Source organism: Pseudomonas sp. EL_65y_Pfl2_R96 (genome assembly GCF_963970905.1).
GTDB lineage: Bacteria > Pseudomonadota > Gammaproteobacteria > Pseudomonadales > Pseudomonadaceae > Aquipseudomonas.
Map to the genome: position 1 here is coordinate 35,888 of NZ_CAXAQH010000023.1, position 16,620 is coordinate 52,507.

Consider the following 16,620-nt stretch of genomic DNA (forward strand, 5'->3'; position numbering starts at 1 on the left):
TTAACCGCAACAAAGCAAAAGGCGCCGAAAGGCGCCTTTTGCTGTCTGGTCGATTTCAAGCGATAAACACCAAACCTTGTGGGAGCGGGCTTGCCCGCGAAGGCGGCACATTCAGTATCCAGGCAAGCAGATCCACCGCTATCGCGGGCAAGCCCGCTCCCACAGGATCGGTGCAGCGGCTCGAAATGTGGCAGCTAATTCACGCGCAAACAAAAACGCCCGGCATAGCCGGGCGTTTTGTATTGACTTGATTAGCGAGCGCGGTAGGTGATGCGCCCTTTGCTCAAGTCATAGGGCGTCAGCTCGACGCGCACTTTGTCGCCGGTAAGAATACGAATGTAGTTCTTGCGCATCTTGCCGGAGATATGCGCGGTTACGACGTGCCCATTTTCCAACTCCACACGAAACATGGTGTTGGGCAGGGTGTCGACGACAGTGCCTTCCATTTCGAAGCTGTCTTCTTTCGACATGCAGTAAAGCCCTCGGTGTCCAATGAATGGCCCGGTGCAACTGCGCCAGGCAAAAGCGGCGTGCATTGTGCCCGAAAAATGGGGTTTAAGCCAAGGGGTTCTAGCTCAGGATGACCCAACGTTGATTAATCAGCAGTTCGATTGGGCGATATTGGGTCTTGTAGCTCATTTTTTTGCAGTTTTTGATCCAGTAGCCGAGGTAGACCGCTTCCAGCCCCAGGCGCCGGGCTTCGGCGATCTGCCAGAGGATCGCGTAACGCCCCAGGCTGCGGCGTTCTTCGCAGGGTTCGTAGAAGGTGTAGACCGCCGACAGGCCATTGGGCAGCAAATCGGTGACAGCCACTGCCAGCAGTCGGCCTTCGAGACGAAATTCGTAGAAGCGGGAGAACGGCAGGTCACGCACCAGGAAGGTTGAAAACTGGTCGCGGCTCGGCGGATACATGTCGCCATCGGCATGACGTTGTTCGATGTAGCGCTGATAGAGGTCGAAGTACTCTTCGCTGAATTTTGGCCTGGCCGGACGCACCTGCAAGTCGGCATTGCGTTTGAGAATGCGTTTTTGCTGACGGTTGGGGATGAATTGCGCCACAGGGATGCGCGCCGGTACGCACGCATTGCAGTGCTGGCAATGGGGTCGATAGAGATGATCGCCACTGCGACGAAAACCCATTTCCGACAGATCTGCATAGACATGCACATCCATGGGCTGACTAGGGTCGAGGAACAGCGTCGTGGCCTGCTCCTCGGGCAGATAACTGCAAGAGTGAGGCTGAGTGGCATAGAACTTCAAGCGCGCCAACTCGGTCATGATCAACCCTCGGGATAAGCTTTTGGTTAGGGGGCGTTCTCAATTCGTTTCCCCCGCATTAAGTGTAAGCCACGCGCGCAAAAGTCGCTCAGCAAACCCAGGTGGCGTGACCGGGTTGATCCAGGTGTCGCGCAAGGTAGCCGGCAAACTCGCTGCGGGGAATCGCTCGGGCGCCCAGGCTGTGCAGATGGTCGGTGGGCATCTGGCAATCGATCAGCACAAAGCCTGAGTCTTTCAGATGTCGCACCAGTGTGGCAAAGCCATATTTGGAGGCGTTGTCGGCGCGACTGAACATCGACTCACCGAAAAACAGTTGCCCCATGGCCAGGCCGTAGAGCCCGCCGACCAGCACGCCATCGTCCCAGACCTCCACTGAATGGGCGTAACCGCGCTTGTGCAGTTCCACGTAGGCGTCCTGCATCGCTTGGGTGATCCAGGTGCCGTCAGCGTACTCGCGCGGCTCGGCGCAGGCGCGGATGACCGAGGCAAAATCCCGATCGAAGGTCACTTGATAGCGTTGTTGGCGCAGCAATTTATTCAGGCTGCGAGAGACATGCAGTTCGTCGGGAAACAGTACCGTGCGCGGATCCGGCGACCACCAGAGAATCGGCTGACCCTCCGAAAACCACGGAAAGCAGCCGTGGCGATAGGCCTGAATCAGGCGGTCGGCGGACAGATCGCCGCCCGCGGCCAGCAACCCGTTGGGGTCGCGCATGGCTTTTTCCAGCGGCGGGAAGGTCAGGGTGTTGCGTTGTAACCAAGTCAGCATGGCATCCGGGCTTGCAGAAGGGGAGGGCGGTGGCGGGCCGGTGAGCCCGCCTTGAAGGAGGTTAACCGTCAGACGGTGGGTATGTCATCGAGATACTTCTCGGCGTCCAGCGCGGCCATGCAGCCGGCTCCGGCGGACGTCACGGCCTGGCGGTAAACGTGGTCGGCCACGTCGCCAGCGGCGAACACGCCTTCGATGTCGGTGGCAGTGGCGTCGCCTTCACTGCCGCCCTTGACCAGCAGGTAGCCGTTGCGCATCTGCAGCTGGCCCTGGAACAGGTCGGTGTTGGGCTTGTGGCCGATGGCAATGAACACGCCGGCCAGCGACAGTTCACTGGTTTCGTCAGTATGGCTGTGACGCAGGCGGGCGCCGGTCACGCCGCTGGCATCTCCCAGCACTTCATCCAGATTCTGGTTCCAGTGCAGGCGGATATTGCCGTTGACGGATTTTTCGAAGAGCTTGTCCTGGAGGATCTTCTCCGAGCGCAGTTTGTCACGACGGTGAATCAGATGAACCTCCTTGGCGATGTTCGACAGGTACAGCGCTTCTTCCACCGCGGTGTTGCCGCCGCCGACCACCGCGACCACCTGGTTGCGGTAGAAGAAGCCATCGCAGGTGGCGCAGGCCGAAACCCCTTTGCCGGCAAAGGCTTCTTCCGATGGCAGCCCCAGGTATTGTGCCGAAGCGCCGGTGGCGATTATCAGTGCATCACAGGTGTAGGTGCCGCTGTCGCCGATGAGTTCGAACGGGCGCTGTTGCAACTTGGCCGTATGGATGTGGTCGTAAACGATCTCTGTGTCGAAGCGTTCGGCGTGTTTCTGCATGCGCTCCATCAGTACCGGGCCGGTCAGGCCTTCGACGTCGCCGGGCCAGTTATCGACTTCGACGGTGGTGGTCAGCTGGCCACCTGCCTGTATGCCGGTAATGACAACGGGTTTGAGATTGGCGCGAGCGGCATAAACGGCTGCGCTGTAACCGGCAGGGCCGGAACCTAGAATGATCAGGCGGGAATGCTGCGCTTCACTCATAAAAACACCTCATAAGCCTTTGTCACAAAAGAGAATGCATGCTCAAATTGGACTGCGCGTACTGTGCTCTTGGCTATGCCGGAGCCAAGGGGGTCAAGCATGGCATTGGGCGAACAAACCCGTACAATGCCTGCTTGTAACAGTGTTTGTATCAAAAAAGCGGTGCGTGCCGTATTTCGAAAAACCGGGGCACAGTGTTAAAAGTAGTCCCGGTTGGGGCTGTTAACTTTTTTACCTGCCTGGATTGGGCAGTTTTTATAGTCATTCAACAGATGGACGCGCCATGGGCGCAGGAAAAGAAGCGTTTTGAAGAAATCCACCGCAGCACCTAAAATAGTCGTTCCGCTCTGGCGCCAGCAATTGCACTACCGGCTCAAGGAAGGTGCATTGATCGCCATCGGTGCCTTGTGCCTGTTCCTGATGATGGCCTTGTTGACCTATGGCAAGGACGATCCGGGCTGGAGTCATAACAGCAAGATCGACGATGTGCAGAACTTCGGCGGGCCTGCGGGCTCTTACAGCGCCGACATCCTGTTCATGGTCTTGGGTTACTTCGCCTACATTTTCCCGCTGTTGCTGGCGATCAAGGCCTATCAGATTTTCCGCCAGCGCCACGAGCCGTGGCAGTGGAGCGGCTGGCTGTTCTCCTGGCGCCTGATCGGCCTGGTGTTTCTGGTGCTGTCGGGCGCGGCGCTGGCCCACATCCACTTCCATGCGGCGACCGGTTTGCCGGCCGGCGCGGGCGGCGCCTTGGGTGAAAGCCTCGGCGATCTGGCGAAAAATGCGCTGAACATCCAGGGCAGCACGTTGTTGTTTATTGCACTGTTCCTGTTCGGCCTGACGGTGTTCACTGACCTGTCGTGGTTCAAGGTGATGGACGTCACCGGCAAGATCACCCTCGATCTGTTCGAACTGTTTCAGGGCGCGGCCAATCGCTGGTGGGCAGCCCGTACCGAACGCAAGCAACTGGTCGCCCAATTGCGTGAAGTCGACGATCGCGTGCATGACGTGGTGGCGCCGACAGTTACCGATAAGCGTGAGCAAGCCAAGGTCAAGGAGCGCCTGATCGAACGTGAGCAGGCCCTGAGCAAGCACATGTCCGAGCGCGAAAAGCAGGTGCCGCCGGTGATTGCTCCCGCGCCGCCCAAACCGGCTGCTCCGAGCAAACGCGTGGAAAAAGAGAAACAGGCGCCGTTGTTCGTCGACAGCGCCGTGGAAGGCACCTTGCCGCCGATCTCGATTCTCGACCCGGCGGAAAAGAAACAACTCAATTATTCGCCCGAATCCCTGGCGGCCGTCGGCCACTTGCTGGAAATCAAGCTCAAGGAATTCGGCGTCGAAGTCTCGGTGGATTCGATTCACCCGGGCCCGGTCATTACCCGTTACGAAATCCAGCCAGCAGCCGGCGTCAAAGTCAGCCGCATCTCCAACCTGGCGAAAGACCTGGCCCGTTCCCTGGCCGTGACCAGTGTGCGTGTCGTGGAAGTGATTCCGGGCAAAACCACGGTGGGTATCGAGATCCCTAACGAAGACCGGCAGATCGTGCGCTTCTCCGAGGTCTTGTCGACTCCCGAGTACGATAACTTCAAGTCCCCGGTCACCCTGGCCCTGGGTCATGATATCGGCGGCAAACCGGTCATCACCGACCTGGCGAAAATGCCCCACTTGCTGGTGGCCGGTACGACCGGTTCCGGTAAGTCGGTGGGTGTGAACGCGATGATCCTGTCGATTCTGTTCAAGTCTGGCCCGGAAGACGCCAAGCTGATCATGATCGACCCGAAAATGCTTGAGCTGTCGATCTACGAAGGCATTCCGCACCTGCTGTGCCCGGTGGTCACCGACATGAAGGACGCCGCCAACGCCTTGCGCTGGAGCGTCGCCGAAATGGAGCGGCGCTACAAGCTGATGGCGAAGATGGGCGTGCGTAACCTGTCGGGCTTCAACGCCAAGGTCAAGGAAGCCCAGGACGCCGGTGAGCCATTGAGCGATCCGCTGTACAAGCGCGAAAGCATCCACGACGAAGCACCGCTGCTGCAAAAGCTGCCGACCATCGTCGTGGTCGTCGACGAATTCGCCGACATGATGATGATCGTCGGCAAGAAGGTTGAAGAGCTGATCGCCCGTATCGCCCAGAAGGCCCGTGCGGCCGGTATCCACTTGATTCTCGCGACCCAGCGGCCGTCGGTGGACGTGATCACAGGTCTGATCAAGGCGAACATTCCGACCCGCATGGCGTTCCAGGTGTCGAGCAAGATCGATTCGCGGACCATCATCGACCAGGGCGGTGCCGAACAGTTGCTGGGCCACGGTGACATGCTCTACATGCCGCCCGGCACCAGCCTGCCGATTCGTGTTCACGGCGCGTTCGTGTCCGATGACGAGGTACACCGGGTGGTTGAAGCCTGGAAACTGCGCGGCGCGCCGGAATACAACGATGACATCCTCGCCGGTGTCGAAGAGGCCGGTAGCGGCTTTGAAAACGGCGGCGGTGGCGGTGAAGATGATGCCGAAACCGACGCGCTCTACGATGAAGCGGTGCAGTTCGTCCTGGAAAGCCGTCGCGCGTCCATCTCCGCGGTTCAGCGTAAGCTGAAAATCGGCTACAACCGCGCGGCGCGCATGATCGAAGCCATGGAAATGGCCGGGGTCGTGACGTCCATGAACACCAACGGCTCGCGTGAAGTCCTGGCCCCTGGCCCGGTGCGCGACTGATCCGGTTTTGAAAGGGGTGGCGTCTGAGGCGCCGCCCGCACTCCCACGAATGTTTATGAGGACTCCCATGCGTCTTATCCGCATGCTGTTGCTGCCGGTACTGGCTTTGACCACGCTCTCGGCCCACGCCGATGACAAGGACGTGGCGCGTCTGACCCAACTGCTGGAAAAATCCCAGACCCTGACCGCGCGCTTCTCCCAGCTGACCCTCGATGGCAGCGGCACCCAGTTGCAGGAAACCGCCGGTCAGATGTCCTTGCAGCGCCCGGGCCTGTTCTACTGGCACACCGATGCGCCGCAGGAGCAACTGATGGTGTCCGACGGCAAGAAAGTTTCCCTGTGGGACCCGGACCTGGAGCAGGTCACTATCAAGACCCTCGACCAGCGCCTGACCCAGACGCCGGCACTGTTGCTGTCCGGTGACGTGTCCAAGATCAGCCAGAGCTTTGACATCAGCGCCAAGGAAGCCGGTGGCGTGATCGACTTCACCCTGAAGCCGAAAACCAAAGACACCCTGTTCGACAGCCTGCGCCTGTCGTTCCGCAACGGTCTGGTCAATGACATGCAGATGATCGACAGTGTCGGCCAGCGCACCAATATCCTGTTTACCGGTGTAAAGGCCAACGAGCCGATTCCGGCATCCAAGTTCAAGTTCGACATCCCGAAGGGTGCGGACGTGATCCAGGAATAGAGAGCAGAACATAGAACCTGTGGGAGCGGGCTTGCCCGCGATGGCGGCATTGCATTCAATATCAATGTTGACTGACCTGACGCTATCGCGGGCAAGCCCGCTCCCACAGGAACTGCGGTGTTCAATGCCTTAACTGATCGGCATCAGATCCAGCAAAGAGGTTTCAAACGTACGTGATGGACCTGTTTCGCAGTGCCCCGATTGCTCAGCCCTTGGCCGCCCGCCTGCGCGCGGCCAATCTGGACGAGTACGTCGGTCAGGAACACGTGCTCGCTCGCGGCAAGCCTTTGCGCGAAGCCCTGGAGCAGGGGGCCCTGCATTCGATGATTTTCTGGGGCCCGCCGGGAGTGGGTAAAACCACCCTGGCGCGGCTGCTGGCGGAAGTCTCGGATGCGCACTTCGAAACGGTTTCGGCGGTACTGGCCGGGGTCAAAGAGATTCGTCAGGCGGTGGAAGTCGCCAAGCAGCAGGCCGGGCAGTACGGTAAACGCACCATCCTGTTCGTCGACGAAGTGCACCGCTTCAACAAGTCGCAGCAGGATGCGTTCCTGCCGTACGTTGAAGACGGCACGCTGATTTTCATCGGCGCGACCACGGAAAACCCCTCGTTCGAACTCAATAACGCGCTCCTGTCCCGGGCCCGCGTCTATGTACTCAAAAGCCTCGACGAAGCGGCCCTGCGCAAGCTGGTGCATCGTGCGTTGACCGAAGAGCGCGGGTTGGGCAAGCGGCAACTGACCCTCAACGACGAAGGCTTCCAGATGCTGCTGTCCGCCGCCGATGGCGATGGCCGGCGTTTGCTCAACCTGTTGGAAAACGCCTCGGACCTGGCCGAAGACAACAGCGAAATCGGCGTCGACCTGCTGCAAAGCCTGCTGGGCGATACCCGTCGGCGCTTCGACAAGGGCGGCGAAGCTTTCTACGACCAGATTTCCGCGCTGCATAAATCGGTGCGAGGTTCCAACCCCGATGGCGCGTTGTATTGGTTCGCGCGGATGATCGACGGCGGTTGCGATCCGCTGTACCTGGCCCGGCGCGTGGTGCGCATGGCCAGCGAAGACATCGGCAACGCCGACCCCCGCGCCCTCAGCCTGTGCCTGGCGGCGTGGGAAGTGCAGGAGCGCCTCGGCAGCCCCGAAGGTGAATTGGCGGTGGCCCAGGCCATTACGTATCTGGCTTGCGCGCCGAAAAGCAATGCGGTGTACATGGGCTTCAAGGCCGCGATGCGCAGCGCCACCGAACACGGTTCGCTGGAAGTGCCGCTGCACCTGCGCAACGCACCGACCAAGTTGATGAAGCAATTGGGTTATGGCGACGAATACCGCTATGCCCACGATGAACCGGACGCCTATGCCGCCGGCGAAGACTACTTCCCGGAAGAGCTTGAGCCGCAACCGTTCTATCAGCCCGTGCCACGTGGCCTGGAGCTGAAGATCGGCGAAAAGCTCAACCACCTCGCGCAACTTGACCGTCTAAGCCCCCGACAGCGGAGAAAATAGTGATTCCCTTGATTGTTGCGGTCTCTGTCGGCGGTGTCGCCGGTACACTGTTGCGCTTCGCCACCGGTAACTGGATCAACGCGAATTGGCCGCGGCACTTCTATACCGCGACGCTGGCCGTTAATATCGTGGGCTGTTTGCTGATCGGCGTTCTATACGGCCTGTTTTTGATTCGCCCGGAGGTATCGTTTGCGGTGCGCGCCGGGTTGATCGTCGGCTTCCTCGGGGGGCTGACGACTTTTTCATCCTTTTCACTGGATACGGTGCGCCTGCTGGAAACCGGGCAGGTGCCGCTGGCCCTGGGCTATGCGGCCATCAGCGTATTCGGCGGGCTGCTCGCCACCTGGGCTGGCCTGTCCTTGACCAAACTTTGATAACGAGAAACCGACATGCTCGATTCCAAACTGTTACGTAGCAACCTTCAGGACGTAGCGGACCGCCTGGCATCCCGTGGCTTTGCTCTGGATGTCGTGCGCATCGAAGCGCTGGAAGAACAGCGCAAGACCGTCCAAACCCGCACCGAAGCTCTGCAGGCTGAACGTAATGCGCGCTCCAAATCCATCGGTCAGGCCAAGCAGCGCGGCGAAGACATCGCGCCGCTGATGGCGGACGTCGAGCGCATGGCGGGCGAGTTGAGCGCCGGTAAAGTCGAGCTGGACACGATCCAGACCGAGCTGGATTCGATCCTGCTGGGCATTCCGAACCTGCCGCATGAATCGGTGCCGGTCGGCGATGACGAAGAAGGCAACGTTGAAGTGCGCCGTTGGGGCACGCCGAAGGCTTTCGACTTCCCGGTTCAGGACCACGTGGCCCTGGGCGAGAAGTTCGGCTGGCTGGACTTCGAAACCGCCGCCAAGCTGTCCGGCGCCCGTTTCGCCCTGCTGCGCGGCCCGATTGCGCGTCTGCACCGTGCGCTGGCACAGTTCATGATCAACCTGCACATCAACGAACACGGTTACGAAGAGGCTTACACCCCGTACCTGGTGCAGGCCCCTGCGTTGCAGGGCACCGGTCAGTTGCCTAAGTTCGAAGAAGACCTGTTCAAGATCAGCCGCGAAGGCGAAGCCGATCTGTACCTGATCCCGACCGCTGAAGTGTCGCTGACCAACATCGTGGCTGGCGAGATCGTCGATTCGAAACTGCTGCCGATCAAATTCGTGGCACACACGCCGTGCTTCCGCAGCGAGGCCGGTGCATCGGGTCGCGACACTCGCGGCATGATCCGTCAGCACCAGTTCGACAAGGTCGAGATGGTCCAGATCGTTGAGCCGTCGACCTCGATGCAAGCGCTGGAAGGCCTGACCGCCAACGCCGAGAAAGTCCTGCAACTGCTGGAACTGCCGTATCGCACCCTGGCGCTGTGCACTGGCGACATGGGCTTCAGCGCGCTCAAGACCTACGACCTGGAAGTGTGGATTCCGAGCCAGGACAAATACCGCGAGATTTCGTCGTGCTCCAACTGCGGTGATTTCCAGGCCCGTCGCATGCAAGCGCGTTTCCGTAACCCGGAAACCGGCAAGCCTGAATTGGTTCACACCCTCAACGGTTCCGGCCTGGCGGTCGGTCGTACCCTGGTGGCGGTGCTGGAAAACTACCAGCAGGCCGACGGTTCGATCCGTGTGCCAGAGGTACTGAAACCGTACATGGGTGGCCTTGAGGTCATCGGCTAAATGGACTATCTGCCGCTGTTTCATAACCTTCGCGGCAGTCGTGTGTTGGTCGTCGGTGGAGGGGAGATTGCCTTGCGCAAATCCCGCCTGCTGGCCGAGGCCGGTGCGCTGCTGCGAGTGGTCGCGCCTGAAATCGAACCGCAACTGCGCGAGCTAGTGGTTGGCAGCGGCGGCGAGTGCCTGGTGCGTGGCTACGCCGAAACGGATCTGGACGGTTGCGGGCTGATCATCGCCGCCACCGACGACGAGCCGTTGAACGCGCAAGTCTCCGCCGATGCCCATCGGCGTTGCGTGCCGGTCAACGTGGTGGACGCGCCAGCCCTGTGCAGCGTGATCTTCCCGGCGATCGTCGACCGTTCTCCGCTGATCATTGCCGTGTCCAGCGGTGGCGATGCGCCGGTGCTGGCGCGGTTGATTCGCGCCAAACTGGAAACCTGGATTCCTTCCACCTACGGTCAACTGGCTGGCCTGGCGGCGCGTTTTCGCACTCAGGTCAAAGGCCTGTTTCCGGACGTGCAGCAGCGCCGGGCGTTCTGGGAGGATGTATTCCAGGGCCCGATTGCCGACCGGCAACTGGCCGGGCAGGGCGCTGAAGCCGAGCGCTTGATGCTGGCGAAAATCAATGGCGAAGCCCCTGTCGCGACCGGCGAAGTTTATCTGGTGGGCGCCGGGCCGGGTGACCCCGACCTGTTGACCTTCCGCGCCTTGCGTCTGATGCAGCAAGCCGACGTGGTGTTGTATGACCGTCTGGTGGCGCCGGCGATTCTGGATTTGTGCCGTCGCGATGCCGAGCGGGTCTACGTCGGCAAGCGCCGCGCCGATCACGCCGTGCCTCAGGAGCAGATCAACCAGCATCTGGTGGATCTGGCCAAGGCCGGCAAGCGCGTGGTGCGCTTGAAGGGCGGTGATCCGTTCATTTTCGGGCGTGGCGGTGAAGAGATCGAAGAACTGGCGGCCCATGGCATCCCGTTCCAGGTCGTACCGGGCATCACCGCCGCCAGCGGTTGCGCGGCGTATGCCGGGATTCCGCTGACTCACCGCGATTACGCGCAGTCGGTGCGGTTCGTCACCGGGCACCTCAAGGACGGTTCCACCGATTTGCCGTGGGCCGATCTGGTCGCGCCGGCGCAAACCCTGGTGTTTTACATGGGGCTGGTGGGCTTGCCGATCATCTGCGAGCAGTTGATCAAGCACGGTCGCGCGGCCGATACCCCGGCGGCGTTGATCCAGCAGGGCACCACGGTCAATCAGCGGGTGTTTACCGGCACCCTGGCCGACCTTCCACGGCTGGTGGCGGAGCATGAAGTGCATGCGCCGACGCTGGTGATCGTCGGGGAAGTGGTACAACTGCGCGAGAAACTGGCGTGGTTTGAAGGGGCTCAGGCGCAGGTCTGAATACCGAGTCGCCCCCATCGCGGGCAAGCCCGCTCCCACAGGATTTGCGTCAAATGCAAAACCTGTGGGAGCGGGCTTGCCCGCGATGAGGCCCTCAAAATCACCCTTGCTTCAGATCAGAGCTCGGCCTTACGCCAAACCCCTTTCCCCTTCAACCGCGCCCGATCATGAGCCGCAGTGAAATCCTGCGCCGGCCCTTTAGGCACGATCCCGGTCGGGTTGATGGTCTTGTGGCTGCCGTAGTAGTGATTCTTGATGTGCTCAAAACTCACCGTTTCGGCTATCCCCGGCCACTGATAAATCTCCCGTAGCCAGTTCGACAGATTCGGATAATCGGCAATTCGCCGCAGGTTGCACTTGAAGTGCCCGAAGTACACCGCATCAAAGCGAATCATCGTAGTGAACAACCGAATATCCGCTTCCGTCAGGTATTCACCCGTGAGGTAACGATTGGCGCCCAGCAGCTGCTCCAGCCGATCCAGCTCACCAAACAACTCATCGAACGCCTCTTCATAAGCCTGCTGCGACGTAGCAAACCCGGCGCGATAGACGCCGTTGTTCACCGCTGGATAAATCCGCTCGTTCAGCGCATCGATCTCGGCCCGCAATGGCGCCGGGTAGAAATCCAGGTCGTTGCCGGTCAATTCATCAAAAGCGCTGTTGAACATGCGGATGATCTCCGCCGACTCATTGTTAACGATGCGTTCAAGATGTTTGTCCCAGAGCACCGGCACAGTGACGCGGCCGGTGTAGTCGGCGGTATCGGCGGTATAGCGCTGGTGCATGAAATTGAAGTGATCGAGTTTGTCGCCGGTTGATCCGAGGTTTTTATCGAAGGTCCAGCCGTTTTCCAGCATCAACCAACTGACCACCGACACGTCGATCAGACTTTCGAGGCCTTTGAGTTTGCGCAGGATCAGCGTGCGATGAGCCCACGGGCAGGCGAGGGATACGTAGAGATGGTAGCGACCGGCTTCGGCGGCAAAACCACCGACTCCGGTCGGGCCTGGCTTGCCGTCGGCGGTCAGCCAGTGGCGACGCTGTGCCTGTTCACGCTGGAACGTGCCGTCCTTGCTTTCGTACCACTGATCCTGCCAGCGGCCTTCGACTAACAAACCCATGTTCAAAACTCCTCAACCGATAAGCGTTGGAGAGGAGTCTATGCGCATAGGTTCGAACAAAAAGCGCAAAGGTTGGGCGGTTATGATCGGTTAAATCGATCTGTCCCGGGCATCCCAGTACTGCTGGGCGGTTTCGAAGGCTTGCTCGCGGGGCTGGCCGAGGCCGCGCAAGGCCAGGGCCATGGTCGAGATCAACGCCATTTGCGGGTAGCTGTCGACCACGTCGCCACGCCACACCGCTTTCAAATGCTCGGGATCCAGGCTCGCCGGTTTGACGTGGCGCTGGGTCGACAGCTGCGGCCATTCTTCATCCCAACTTTCGCCGCCGGTGGTGCCATACAGGTGACTGTCGGCATCCGGGTTGATCTCGATTTCACCACCATCGCCCTTGATGACGATGGCGGTGTCGCCCAGTAAACCGCTGGCATCGCGATGCACGGCCTGATAGCCGGGGTGGAAAATGCTTTGCAGGCCGCAACGGGCGCCCAGCGGGTTGAGAATCCGCGCCAGGGAATGGATCGGCGAGCGCAGGCCCAGGGTGTTGCGCAGGTCGATCATCCGCTGAAGTTGCGGGGCCCAATCCACCAATGGCATGAACGCCAGACCGCCCTGATCGAGCGCCGCACCGGTCTGCTGCCAGTTGCGGCACAACGGAATATTCAGCGTCTCGAGCAGTTGTTCGCTGTACAGCCGGCCCGCCGTGTGCGCGCCGCCGCCGTGCATGAAGATGCGCACGCCGTTTTGCGCCAGGCACTTGGCCGCCAGCAGATACCATGGCAGGTGACGCTTTTTGCCGGCGTAAGTCGGCCAGTCCAGATCGACCGCCAGCGCCGGTGGATTCAGGCGTTCACGCAAGGCTTCGGTGAACCCCGCCATTTCCTCGGCGCTTTCTTCCTTGTGCCGCAACAGCATCAGGAACGCGCCGAGCTGGGTGTCCTCGACCTTGTCGTCGAGCAACAGGCCCATGGCCTCGCGGGCTTCTTCACGGGTCAGGTTGCGGGCGCCGCGTTTGCCTTTGCCAAGGATCCGCACGAACTGGGCGAACGGGTGCTCGGCGGGCGTTTCGAGGGTCAGTGCTGGAGAGTCGGTCATAAGCAATTCGTCGGTTTGGGCAGGCCCGCCAGTTTCGCGGCGAGTTTGGCAGGGGTGCCTTTGAACAGTCGGTTCAGGTGCAGGCTGTTGCCCTTGTCGGGGCCGAGTTTCAATGCGGTGTACTTGATCAGCGGGCGAGTTGCCGGGGACAGCTGGAATTCGTCGTAGAAACTGCGCAGCAGTTCAAGGATCTCCCAGTGTTCCGGGCTCAACTCGATGTCTTCGGCGGCGGCCAGGGCGGCGGCCACCTCGGCAGACCAGTCGCTCAGTTCGACCAGGAAACCGTCCTTGTCCAGTTCAATGGCGCGGGTGCCCACCGTCAGGGATTTCATAGCCAACTGTTGACCTTGTCGTAGTGAATCGACAGCTCGACGAAGGCCGGGTAATCGATGGCCTTGGCCCAGTCCGGGACTTGCAGAGCCCGCGCCTGAGCATCTTCGGCCAGTATGAACAGTTTCAGGTTGCGGGCGTGCAGCACGCTGAACGGTGCGGTGCCTGGCTGTAAGGCATAGGCCGCGTCGCCACTCAGCAACAGCGCATCATCGGCGCCAATCACGCGCAGGCAACTGCTCAGGCGGTCGTCGCCGAAAGGGGAATGAGACAACACATGCAAAGTCGACATCAGAGGGTGATCACTTGGTCGTAACGGTCTATAAGGGCGGTGATTTCCCGGGCGGCCAGCACCTGGGCTTCTTCAAGCGACAGACCTTTAGGGTCCAGACCACGGGCAGCAGCGCTTTCACCGCACACGAACAGGTCTTCGACACCAAACATCGGCAAGGCTTGCAGGTTGGCGCTCAGGTCTTTCTGTTGCAACGCCTTGGCGTCCTGTTTCGCGGCGAGCTGGAACACGCCGTCATCGAGGAACAGCAGGCCGATCGGCAGATCGAAGGCGCCACCGGCCAACACGATATCCAGCGCTTCCCGCGCGCTCGGCCCGGACCACGGCGCCTGACGACTGATAATCAGCAAGGATTTAGCCATCTCACGCGCCTCCGAAACAGATCAGGCGGTCCGCGTCCTGCACCGCGTCATGCAACTGGCCGAGGCCGGACAATTCCCACGGTGCACCCACCGCGACCGCTTCACGCTGATAACGCTGGGCTTCTTCCTCGTTCAACACCCCACGGCGCAAGGCGGCGGCGATGCAGATCACGCCATCGAGTTGATGCTCGGTGACAAAGGTGCGCCATTGCTTGGGCAAGTCCTGCTCATCCTGAGGCGTGACCACGCTGCCAGACGCGTTGTAGACGCCATCCTGATAGAAAAACAGCCGGACAATCTCATGTCCGCCGGCCAGCGCGGCCTGGGCGAACAGCAAGGCACGGCGCGAGGAGGGCGCATGGGCGGCGGAAAACAGCGCAATGGCGAACTTCATGACGGACTCGATCAGCAAAACTGCGGCCATGATAAAGCTTTATCGTCGGGGCGGCGAAGGGCGTTTACTCGTAGACCGAGTCGCTGCTATCGCGAGCAGGCTCGCTCCCACAAGGGATTTGTGTCGTACATAACATTGCAATCCACCACAGACCCCTGTGGGAGCGAGCCTGCTCGCGATAGCGGAGTGTCAGGCAACACAATGCTGAATGTGATAACCCGATCAGCGCGGCATATACCCCAACTGCCAACGCCGCGGAATCTTCAGCGACAGCACCCCCAGCGCCCCGGCCAGCAGCCCGCTGACAAACAGCGCCTTGAGCCCCAGATGATGTTCCGGCTCCCTTGAGCAGCGACGGTTACTTGGTCAACCCATATAACTCGCAATACTCCAGCCAGTCCATGCCGGCCATTTCCGCGACCTCCTTGTGCACCTCCATGCGTTGGGCCTGGTAGTCCTCAGGTGTGGCGGCGGTCAGTTGCAGCGTCAGCTCCCAGGCAAACAAACCCAGGCGCTCCGCCTCGGCTTCGAACGCTTCATGCAAGCGCTCGTCGCGGTACTGCGTTACTGTCTGGCCCTTGGCCTGGGCCAACAGTGGATTCAGGTTGTCCAGTTCGACGCGCAGCTCAGGCCGCTCATCGAGAAATTTTCTCAGTGCCTGCTCGTGTTGCTGTTCGGTTGCCGCCATGGTCACTCCTTGAGGGGGATTACGAAGACTGCTTTTTGCTTGCCTTGGCAGCCGCGGCCAGACACTCGAGAGCAAATTGCTCGGGGTAGGTCATCTGGATCGGTGTGGTTTCGCCTTTGACGGTTCTTTCACCGTCGAGAATGTAACGAATCCGCTTGTCGGTGACGCCAATTCGCTTGGCGATCCAGGCCGGCGTCTGACCGATCTGGCTGATCAGTTTGTCGGCATAGTCGGTGGAGGGTTTGTAGAATTCGGCGTTGGGTGTCATGGCCTTTCCAGAAAAATGGGCCCGGAAAAACGGGCGATGCGGCGAGAGAAACGCGATAGGGTGCGCGAATCGATGCGCGGTGTCGCGTTATAAATGAAGTAAAGCAGAACGATACGCCGCACCACGGTGATACAGTCCGCTTTTTCCTGATGAGCGAACGCAATGCGAATTCTGATGGTGGCGCTGGCCGCAACCTTGCTGGCGGGCTGCGCCGGATCGGCGATGAACGACGCCCGCACCAAAACCCCGTACAAAACCCTGACCTCGGACAAACCGGAAAAAGTCGTCGCCCAGTGCGTGCAGTTTGCCTGGCAGGACGAGGCGGTGTTCGGCGTCGATGCGGGCGCGTATTTGCAGCCGGGCAAGAAGGGCGGTTCGACGGTCTACACCCGTTCGGCCGAGTCTTTCGTGGACGTGACCAGCGATGCCTCGGGCACCGCGTTGAGCTACTATGCGCAGCATGATGATTTTGTCGCCAAGCGCCGATTGGCGGCGTTGGCTACCTGTTTGTAAGCAAGATCTTTTGGTGGCACCCCCGAAAATCGAAGGTTACAAATCCACCAAACGCTTCTGAAAAAAGAAGCGTTTGTGGCCCGGCGGGTAATCGGCAATGTGCCCTAGCTCGCTGTAGCCGTGCTTTTTGTAGAACTCCGGCGCCTGGAAGTCGAAGGTGTCCAGCCAGATCCCGATGCATCCCTTTTCCCGCGCCAGGTCTTCAGCCATTTGCATCAGCTTCGAGCCGATTCCTTGTCCCCGGGCCTGCTCTGGCACTGACAACAACTCAATGAAAAACCATTGGTAAAACACCCGGCCATAAAGCCCGCCGAGAATCTCGTCGTTGTCATCGCGTACCAACAAGGCAATCTGCTCTGAAACCGTGGGCCCAGCCTTTGAGGCGTTGTAGGCGCGCAAAGGGGTAAGGATCGCTTCGCGCTCTTCCTGAGTGGCGTTTGTCGACAGTTCAATTCGCAGGGTCATGGCTACATCCTTATGGCGGTGAATGCGGAGCCTATCCCGGTCGCCACGATTGT

The 16,620-nt window shown here is 60.3% G+C and carries 20 protein-coding genes and 1 pseudogene; 7 read left to right on the forward strand and 14 right to left on the reverse strand.

The features are described from left to right. Positions 1 to 251: 251 nt before the first annotated feature. From infA to trxB, 4 genes are all read right to left on the reverse strand, one after another. The gene (gene infA / locus AACY49_RS21090) at positions 252 to 470 is read right to left on the reverse strand and encodes a translation initiation factor IF-1 (RefSeq protein ID WP_002553999.1); all 219 of its coding nucleotides are present in this window, start codon (positions 468 to 470) and stop codon (positions 252 to 254) included. A 100-nt stretch (positions 471 to 570) separates the two neighbouring features. Beyond that, on the reverse strand, positions 571 to 1,278 hold the full coding sequence (locus AACY49_RS21095) for an arginyltransferase (protein WP_258700043.1): 708 nt from the start codon (positions 1,276 to 1,278) through the stop codon (positions 571 to 573). 88 nt (positions 1,279 to 1,366) lie between these two features. Further along, positions 1,367 to 2,047, reverse strand: coding sequence for a leucyl/phenylalanyl-tRNA--protein transferase (gene aat, locus AACY49_RS21100; RefSeq protein ID WP_320393982.1), 681 nt, complete (start codon positions 2,045 to 2,047; stop codon positions 1,367 to 1,369). Between the two features lie 68 nt (positions 2,048 to 2,115). Next, positions 2,116 to 3,075 (reverse strand): thioredoxin-disulfide reductase, encoded by a 960-nt coding sequence (trxB, locus tag AACY49_RS21105; protein WP_258700045.1) that lies wholly within the window; start codon positions 3,073 to 3,075, stop codon positions 2,116 to 2,118. Positions 3,076 to 3,381: 306 nt separating this feature from the next. On the opposite strand from trxB, the gene AACY49_RS21110 reads away from it, so the two are divergent. The 6 genes from AACY49_RS21110 to cysG all read left to right on the forward strand — a co-directional run bounded on the left by AACY49_RS21110 (position 3,382) and on the right by cysG (position 11,042). Beyond that, the gene (locus AACY49_RS21110) at positions 3,382 to 5,787 is read left to right on the forward strand and encodes a DNA translocase FtsK (RefSeq protein WP_339526175.1); all 2,406 of its coding nucleotides are present in this window, start codon (positions 3,382 to 3,384) and stop codon (positions 5,785 to 5,787) included. Between the two features lie 67 nt (positions 5,788 to 5,854). Beyond that, positions 5,855 to 6,478 (forward strand): outer membrane lipoprotein chaperone LolA, encoded by a 624-nt coding sequence (gene lolA / locus AACY49_RS21115; protein ID WP_030130937.1) that lies wholly within the window; start codon positions 5,855 to 5,857, stop codon positions 6,476 to 6,478. Positions 6,479 to 6,654: 176 nt separating this feature from the next. Further along, the gene (locus AACY49_RS21120; protein WP_258700700.1) at positions 6,655 to 7,977 is read left to right on the forward strand and encodes a replication-associated recombination protein A; all 1,323 of its coding nucleotides are present in this window, start codon (positions 6,655 to 6,657) and stop codon (positions 7,975 to 7,977) included. Then, entirely contained in the window at positions 7,977 to 8,351 is a 375-nt protein-coding gene (gene crcB, locus AACY49_RS21125; RefSeq protein ID WP_007941127.1) for a fluoride efflux transporter CrcB, read from the forward strand. Before AACY49_RS21120 ends, crcB begins: the two co-directional genes overlap by 1 nt. A 15-nt stretch (positions 8,352 to 8,366) precedes the next feature. Further along, a complete protein-coding gene (serS, locus tag AACY49_RS21130; protein ID WP_339526179.1) occupies positions 8,367 to 9,647 on the forward strand; it encodes a serine--tRNA ligase in 1,281 nt (426 codons plus the stop codon). Then, the gene (gene cysG / locus AACY49_RS21135; RefSeq protein WP_339526181.1) at positions 9,648 to 11,042 is read left to right on the forward strand and encodes a siroheme synthase CysG; all 1,395 of its coding nucleotides are present in this window, start codon (positions 9,648 to 9,650) and stop codon (positions 11,040 to 11,042) included. Positions 11,043 to 11,158: 116 nt separating this feature from the next. On the opposite strand, the gene AACY49_RS21140 is transcribed toward cysG, so the two are convergent. The 9 genes and pseudogenes from AACY49_RS21140 to AACY49_RS21180 form a co-directional block, all read right to left on the reverse strand. Next, on the reverse strand, positions 11,159 to 12,163 hold the full coding sequence (locus tag AACY49_RS21140) for a glutathione S-transferase family protein (RefSeq protein WP_339526183.1): 1,005 nt from the start codon (positions 12,161 to 12,163) through the stop codon (positions 11,159 to 11,161). 90 nt (positions 12,164 to 12,253) lie between these two features. Further along, on the reverse strand, positions 12,254 to 13,255 hold the full coding sequence (locus AACY49_RS21145; protein ID WP_339526185.1) for a glycosyl transferase family protein: 1,002 nt from the start codon (positions 13,253 to 13,255) through the stop codon (positions 12,254 to 12,256). Beyond that, a complete protein-coding gene (locus AACY49_RS21150; protein ID WP_258700050.1) occupies positions 13,252 to 13,587 on the reverse strand; it encodes a TusE/DsrC/DsvC family sulfur relay protein in 336 nt (111 codons plus the stop codon). Before AACY49_RS21150 ends, AACY49_RS21145 begins: the two co-directional genes overlap by 4 nt. Beyond that, positions 13,584 to 13,877, reverse strand: coding sequence for a sulfurtransferase complex subunit TusB (gene tusB / locus AACY49_RS21155; protein WP_258700051.1), 294 nt, complete (start codon positions 13,875 to 13,877; stop codon positions 13,584 to 13,586). Before tusB ends, AACY49_RS21150 begins: the two co-directional genes overlap by 4 nt. Beyond that, complete coding sequence (tusC, locus tag AACY49_RS21160; protein WP_320393988.1) at positions 13,877 to 14,239, reverse strand: sulfurtransferase complex subunit TusC; 363 nt, start codon at positions 14,237 to 14,239, stop codon at positions 13,877 to 13,879. Before tusC ends, tusB begins: the two co-directional genes overlap by 1 nt. A gap of 1 nt (position 14,240) precedes the next feature. Continuing rightward, positions 14,241 to 14,633: a sulfurtransferase complex subunit TusD gene (tusD, locus tag AACY49_RS21165; RefSeq protein WP_230175509.1), complete on the reverse strand. Its 393-nt coding sequence runs from the start codon at positions 14,631 to 14,633 to the stop codon at positions 14,241 to 14,243. A 222-nt stretch (positions 14,634 to 14,855) separates the two neighbouring features. Continuing rightward, positions 14,856 to 14,969: pseudogene (locus tag AACY49_RS21170) on the reverse strand (DUF1275 domain-containing protein); the annotation flags it as partial. 22 nt (positions 14,970 to 14,991) lie between these two features. After that, positions 14,992 to 15,321 carry a DUF6388 family protein gene (locus AACY49_RS21175; RefSeq protein WP_258700053.1) on the reverse strand — a complete coding sequence of 110 codons (330 nt, stop codon included), beginning with the start codon at positions 15,319 to 15,321 and terminating at the stop codon, positions 14,992 to 14,994. A gap of 19 nt (positions 15,322 to 15,340) precedes the next feature. Beyond that, positions 15,341 to 15,589 (reverse strand): hypothetical protein, encoded by a 249-nt coding sequence (locus AACY49_RS21180; protein WP_258700054.1) that lies wholly within the window; start codon positions 15,587 to 15,589, stop codon positions 15,341 to 15,343. Positions 15,590 to 15,751: 162 nt separating this feature from the next. Here AACY49_RS21180 and AACY49_RS21185 point away from each other — a divergent pair, with 162 nt between their 5' ends. Further along, the gene (locus AACY49_RS21185; RefSeq protein ID WP_007941140.1) at positions 15,752 to 16,102 is read left to right on the forward strand and encodes a hypothetical protein; all 351 of its coding nucleotides are present in this window, start codon (positions 15,752 to 15,754) and stop codon (positions 16,100 to 16,102) included. 36 nt (positions 16,103 to 16,138) lie between these two features. On the opposite strand, the gene AACY49_RS21190 is transcribed toward AACY49_RS21185, so the two are convergent. Beyond that, on the reverse strand, positions 16,139 to 16,567 hold the full coding sequence (locus AACY49_RS21190; protein ID WP_339526189.1) for a GNAT family N-acetyltransferase: 429 nt from the start codon (positions 16,565 to 16,567) through the stop codon (positions 16,139 to 16,141). Positions 16,568 to 16,620 lie beyond the last annotated feature (53 nt).

Excerpts from the sequence above, each read along its gene's own strand:
- infA (WP_002553999.1), bottom strand. The coding sequence starts at position 470 with ATGTCGAAAGAAGACAGCTTCGAAATGGAAGGCACTGTCGTCGACACC.
- AACY49_RS21095 (WP_258700043.1), bottom strand. The coding sequence starts at position 1,278 with ATGACCGAGTTGGCGCGCTTGAAGTTCTATGCCACTCAGCCTCACTCT.
- aat (WP_320393982.1), bottom strand. The coding sequence starts at position 2,047 with ATGCTGACTTGGTTACAACGCAACACCCTGACCTTCCCGCCGCTGGAA.
- trxB (WP_258700045.1), bottom strand. The coding sequence starts at position 3,075 with ATGAGTGAAGCGCAGCATTCCCGCCTGATCATTCTAGGTTCCGGCCCT.
- lolA (WP_030130937.1), top strand. The coding sequence starts at position 5,855 with ATGCGTCTTATCCGCATGCTGTTGCTGCCGGTACTGGCTTTGACCACG.
- AACY49_RS21120 (WP_258700700.1), top strand. The coding sequence starts at position 6,655 with ATGGACCTGTTTCGCAGTGCCCCGATTGCTCAGCCCTTGGCCGCCCGC.
- serS (WP_339526179.1), top strand. The coding sequence starts at position 8,367 with ATGCTCGATTCCAAACTGTTACGTAGCAACCTTCAGGACGTAGCGGAC.
- cysG (WP_339526181.1), top strand. The coding sequence starts at position 9,648 with ATGGACTATCTGCCGCTGTTTCATAACCTTCGCGGCAGTCGTGTGTTG.
- AACY49_RS21140 (WP_339526183.1), bottom strand. The coding sequence starts at position 12,163 with ATGGGTTTGTTAGTCGAAGGCCGCTGGCAGGATCAGTGGTACGAAAGC.
- AACY49_RS21145 (WP_339526185.1), bottom strand. The coding sequence starts at position 13,255 with ATGACCGACTCTCCAGCACTGACCCTCGAAACGCCCGCCGAGCACCCG.
- AACY49_RS21150 (WP_258700050.1), bottom strand. The coding sequence starts at position 13,587 with ATGAAATCCCTGACGGTGGGCACCCGCGCCATTGAACTGGACAAGGAC.
- tusB (WP_258700051.1), bottom strand. The coding sequence starts at position 13,877 with ATGTCGACTTTGCATGTGTTGTCTCATTCCCCTTTCGGCGACGACCGC.
- tusC (WP_320393988.1), bottom strand. The coding sequence starts at position 14,239 with ATGGCTAAATCCTTGCTGATTATCAGTCGTCAGGCGCCGTGGTCCGGG.
- tusD (WP_230175509.1), bottom strand. The coding sequence starts at position 14,633 with ATGAAGTTCGCCATTGCGCTGTTTTCCGCCGCCCATGCGCCCTCCTCG.
- AACY49_RS21175 (WP_258700053.1), bottom strand. The coding sequence starts at position 15,321 with ATGGCGGCAACCGAACAGCAACACGAGCAGGCACTGAGAAAATTTCTC.
- AACY49_RS21180 (WP_258700054.1), bottom strand. The coding sequence starts at position 15,589 with ATGACACCCAACGCCGAATTCTACAAACCCTCCACCGACTATGCCGAC.
- AACY49_RS21185 (WP_007941140.1), top strand. The coding sequence starts at position 15,752 with ATGCGAATTCTGATGGTGGCGCTGGCCGCAACCTTGCTGGCGGGCTGC.
- AACY49_RS21190 (WP_339526189.1), bottom strand. The coding sequence starts at position 16,567 with ATGACCCTGCGAATTGAACTGTCGACAAACGCCACTCAGGAAGAGCGC.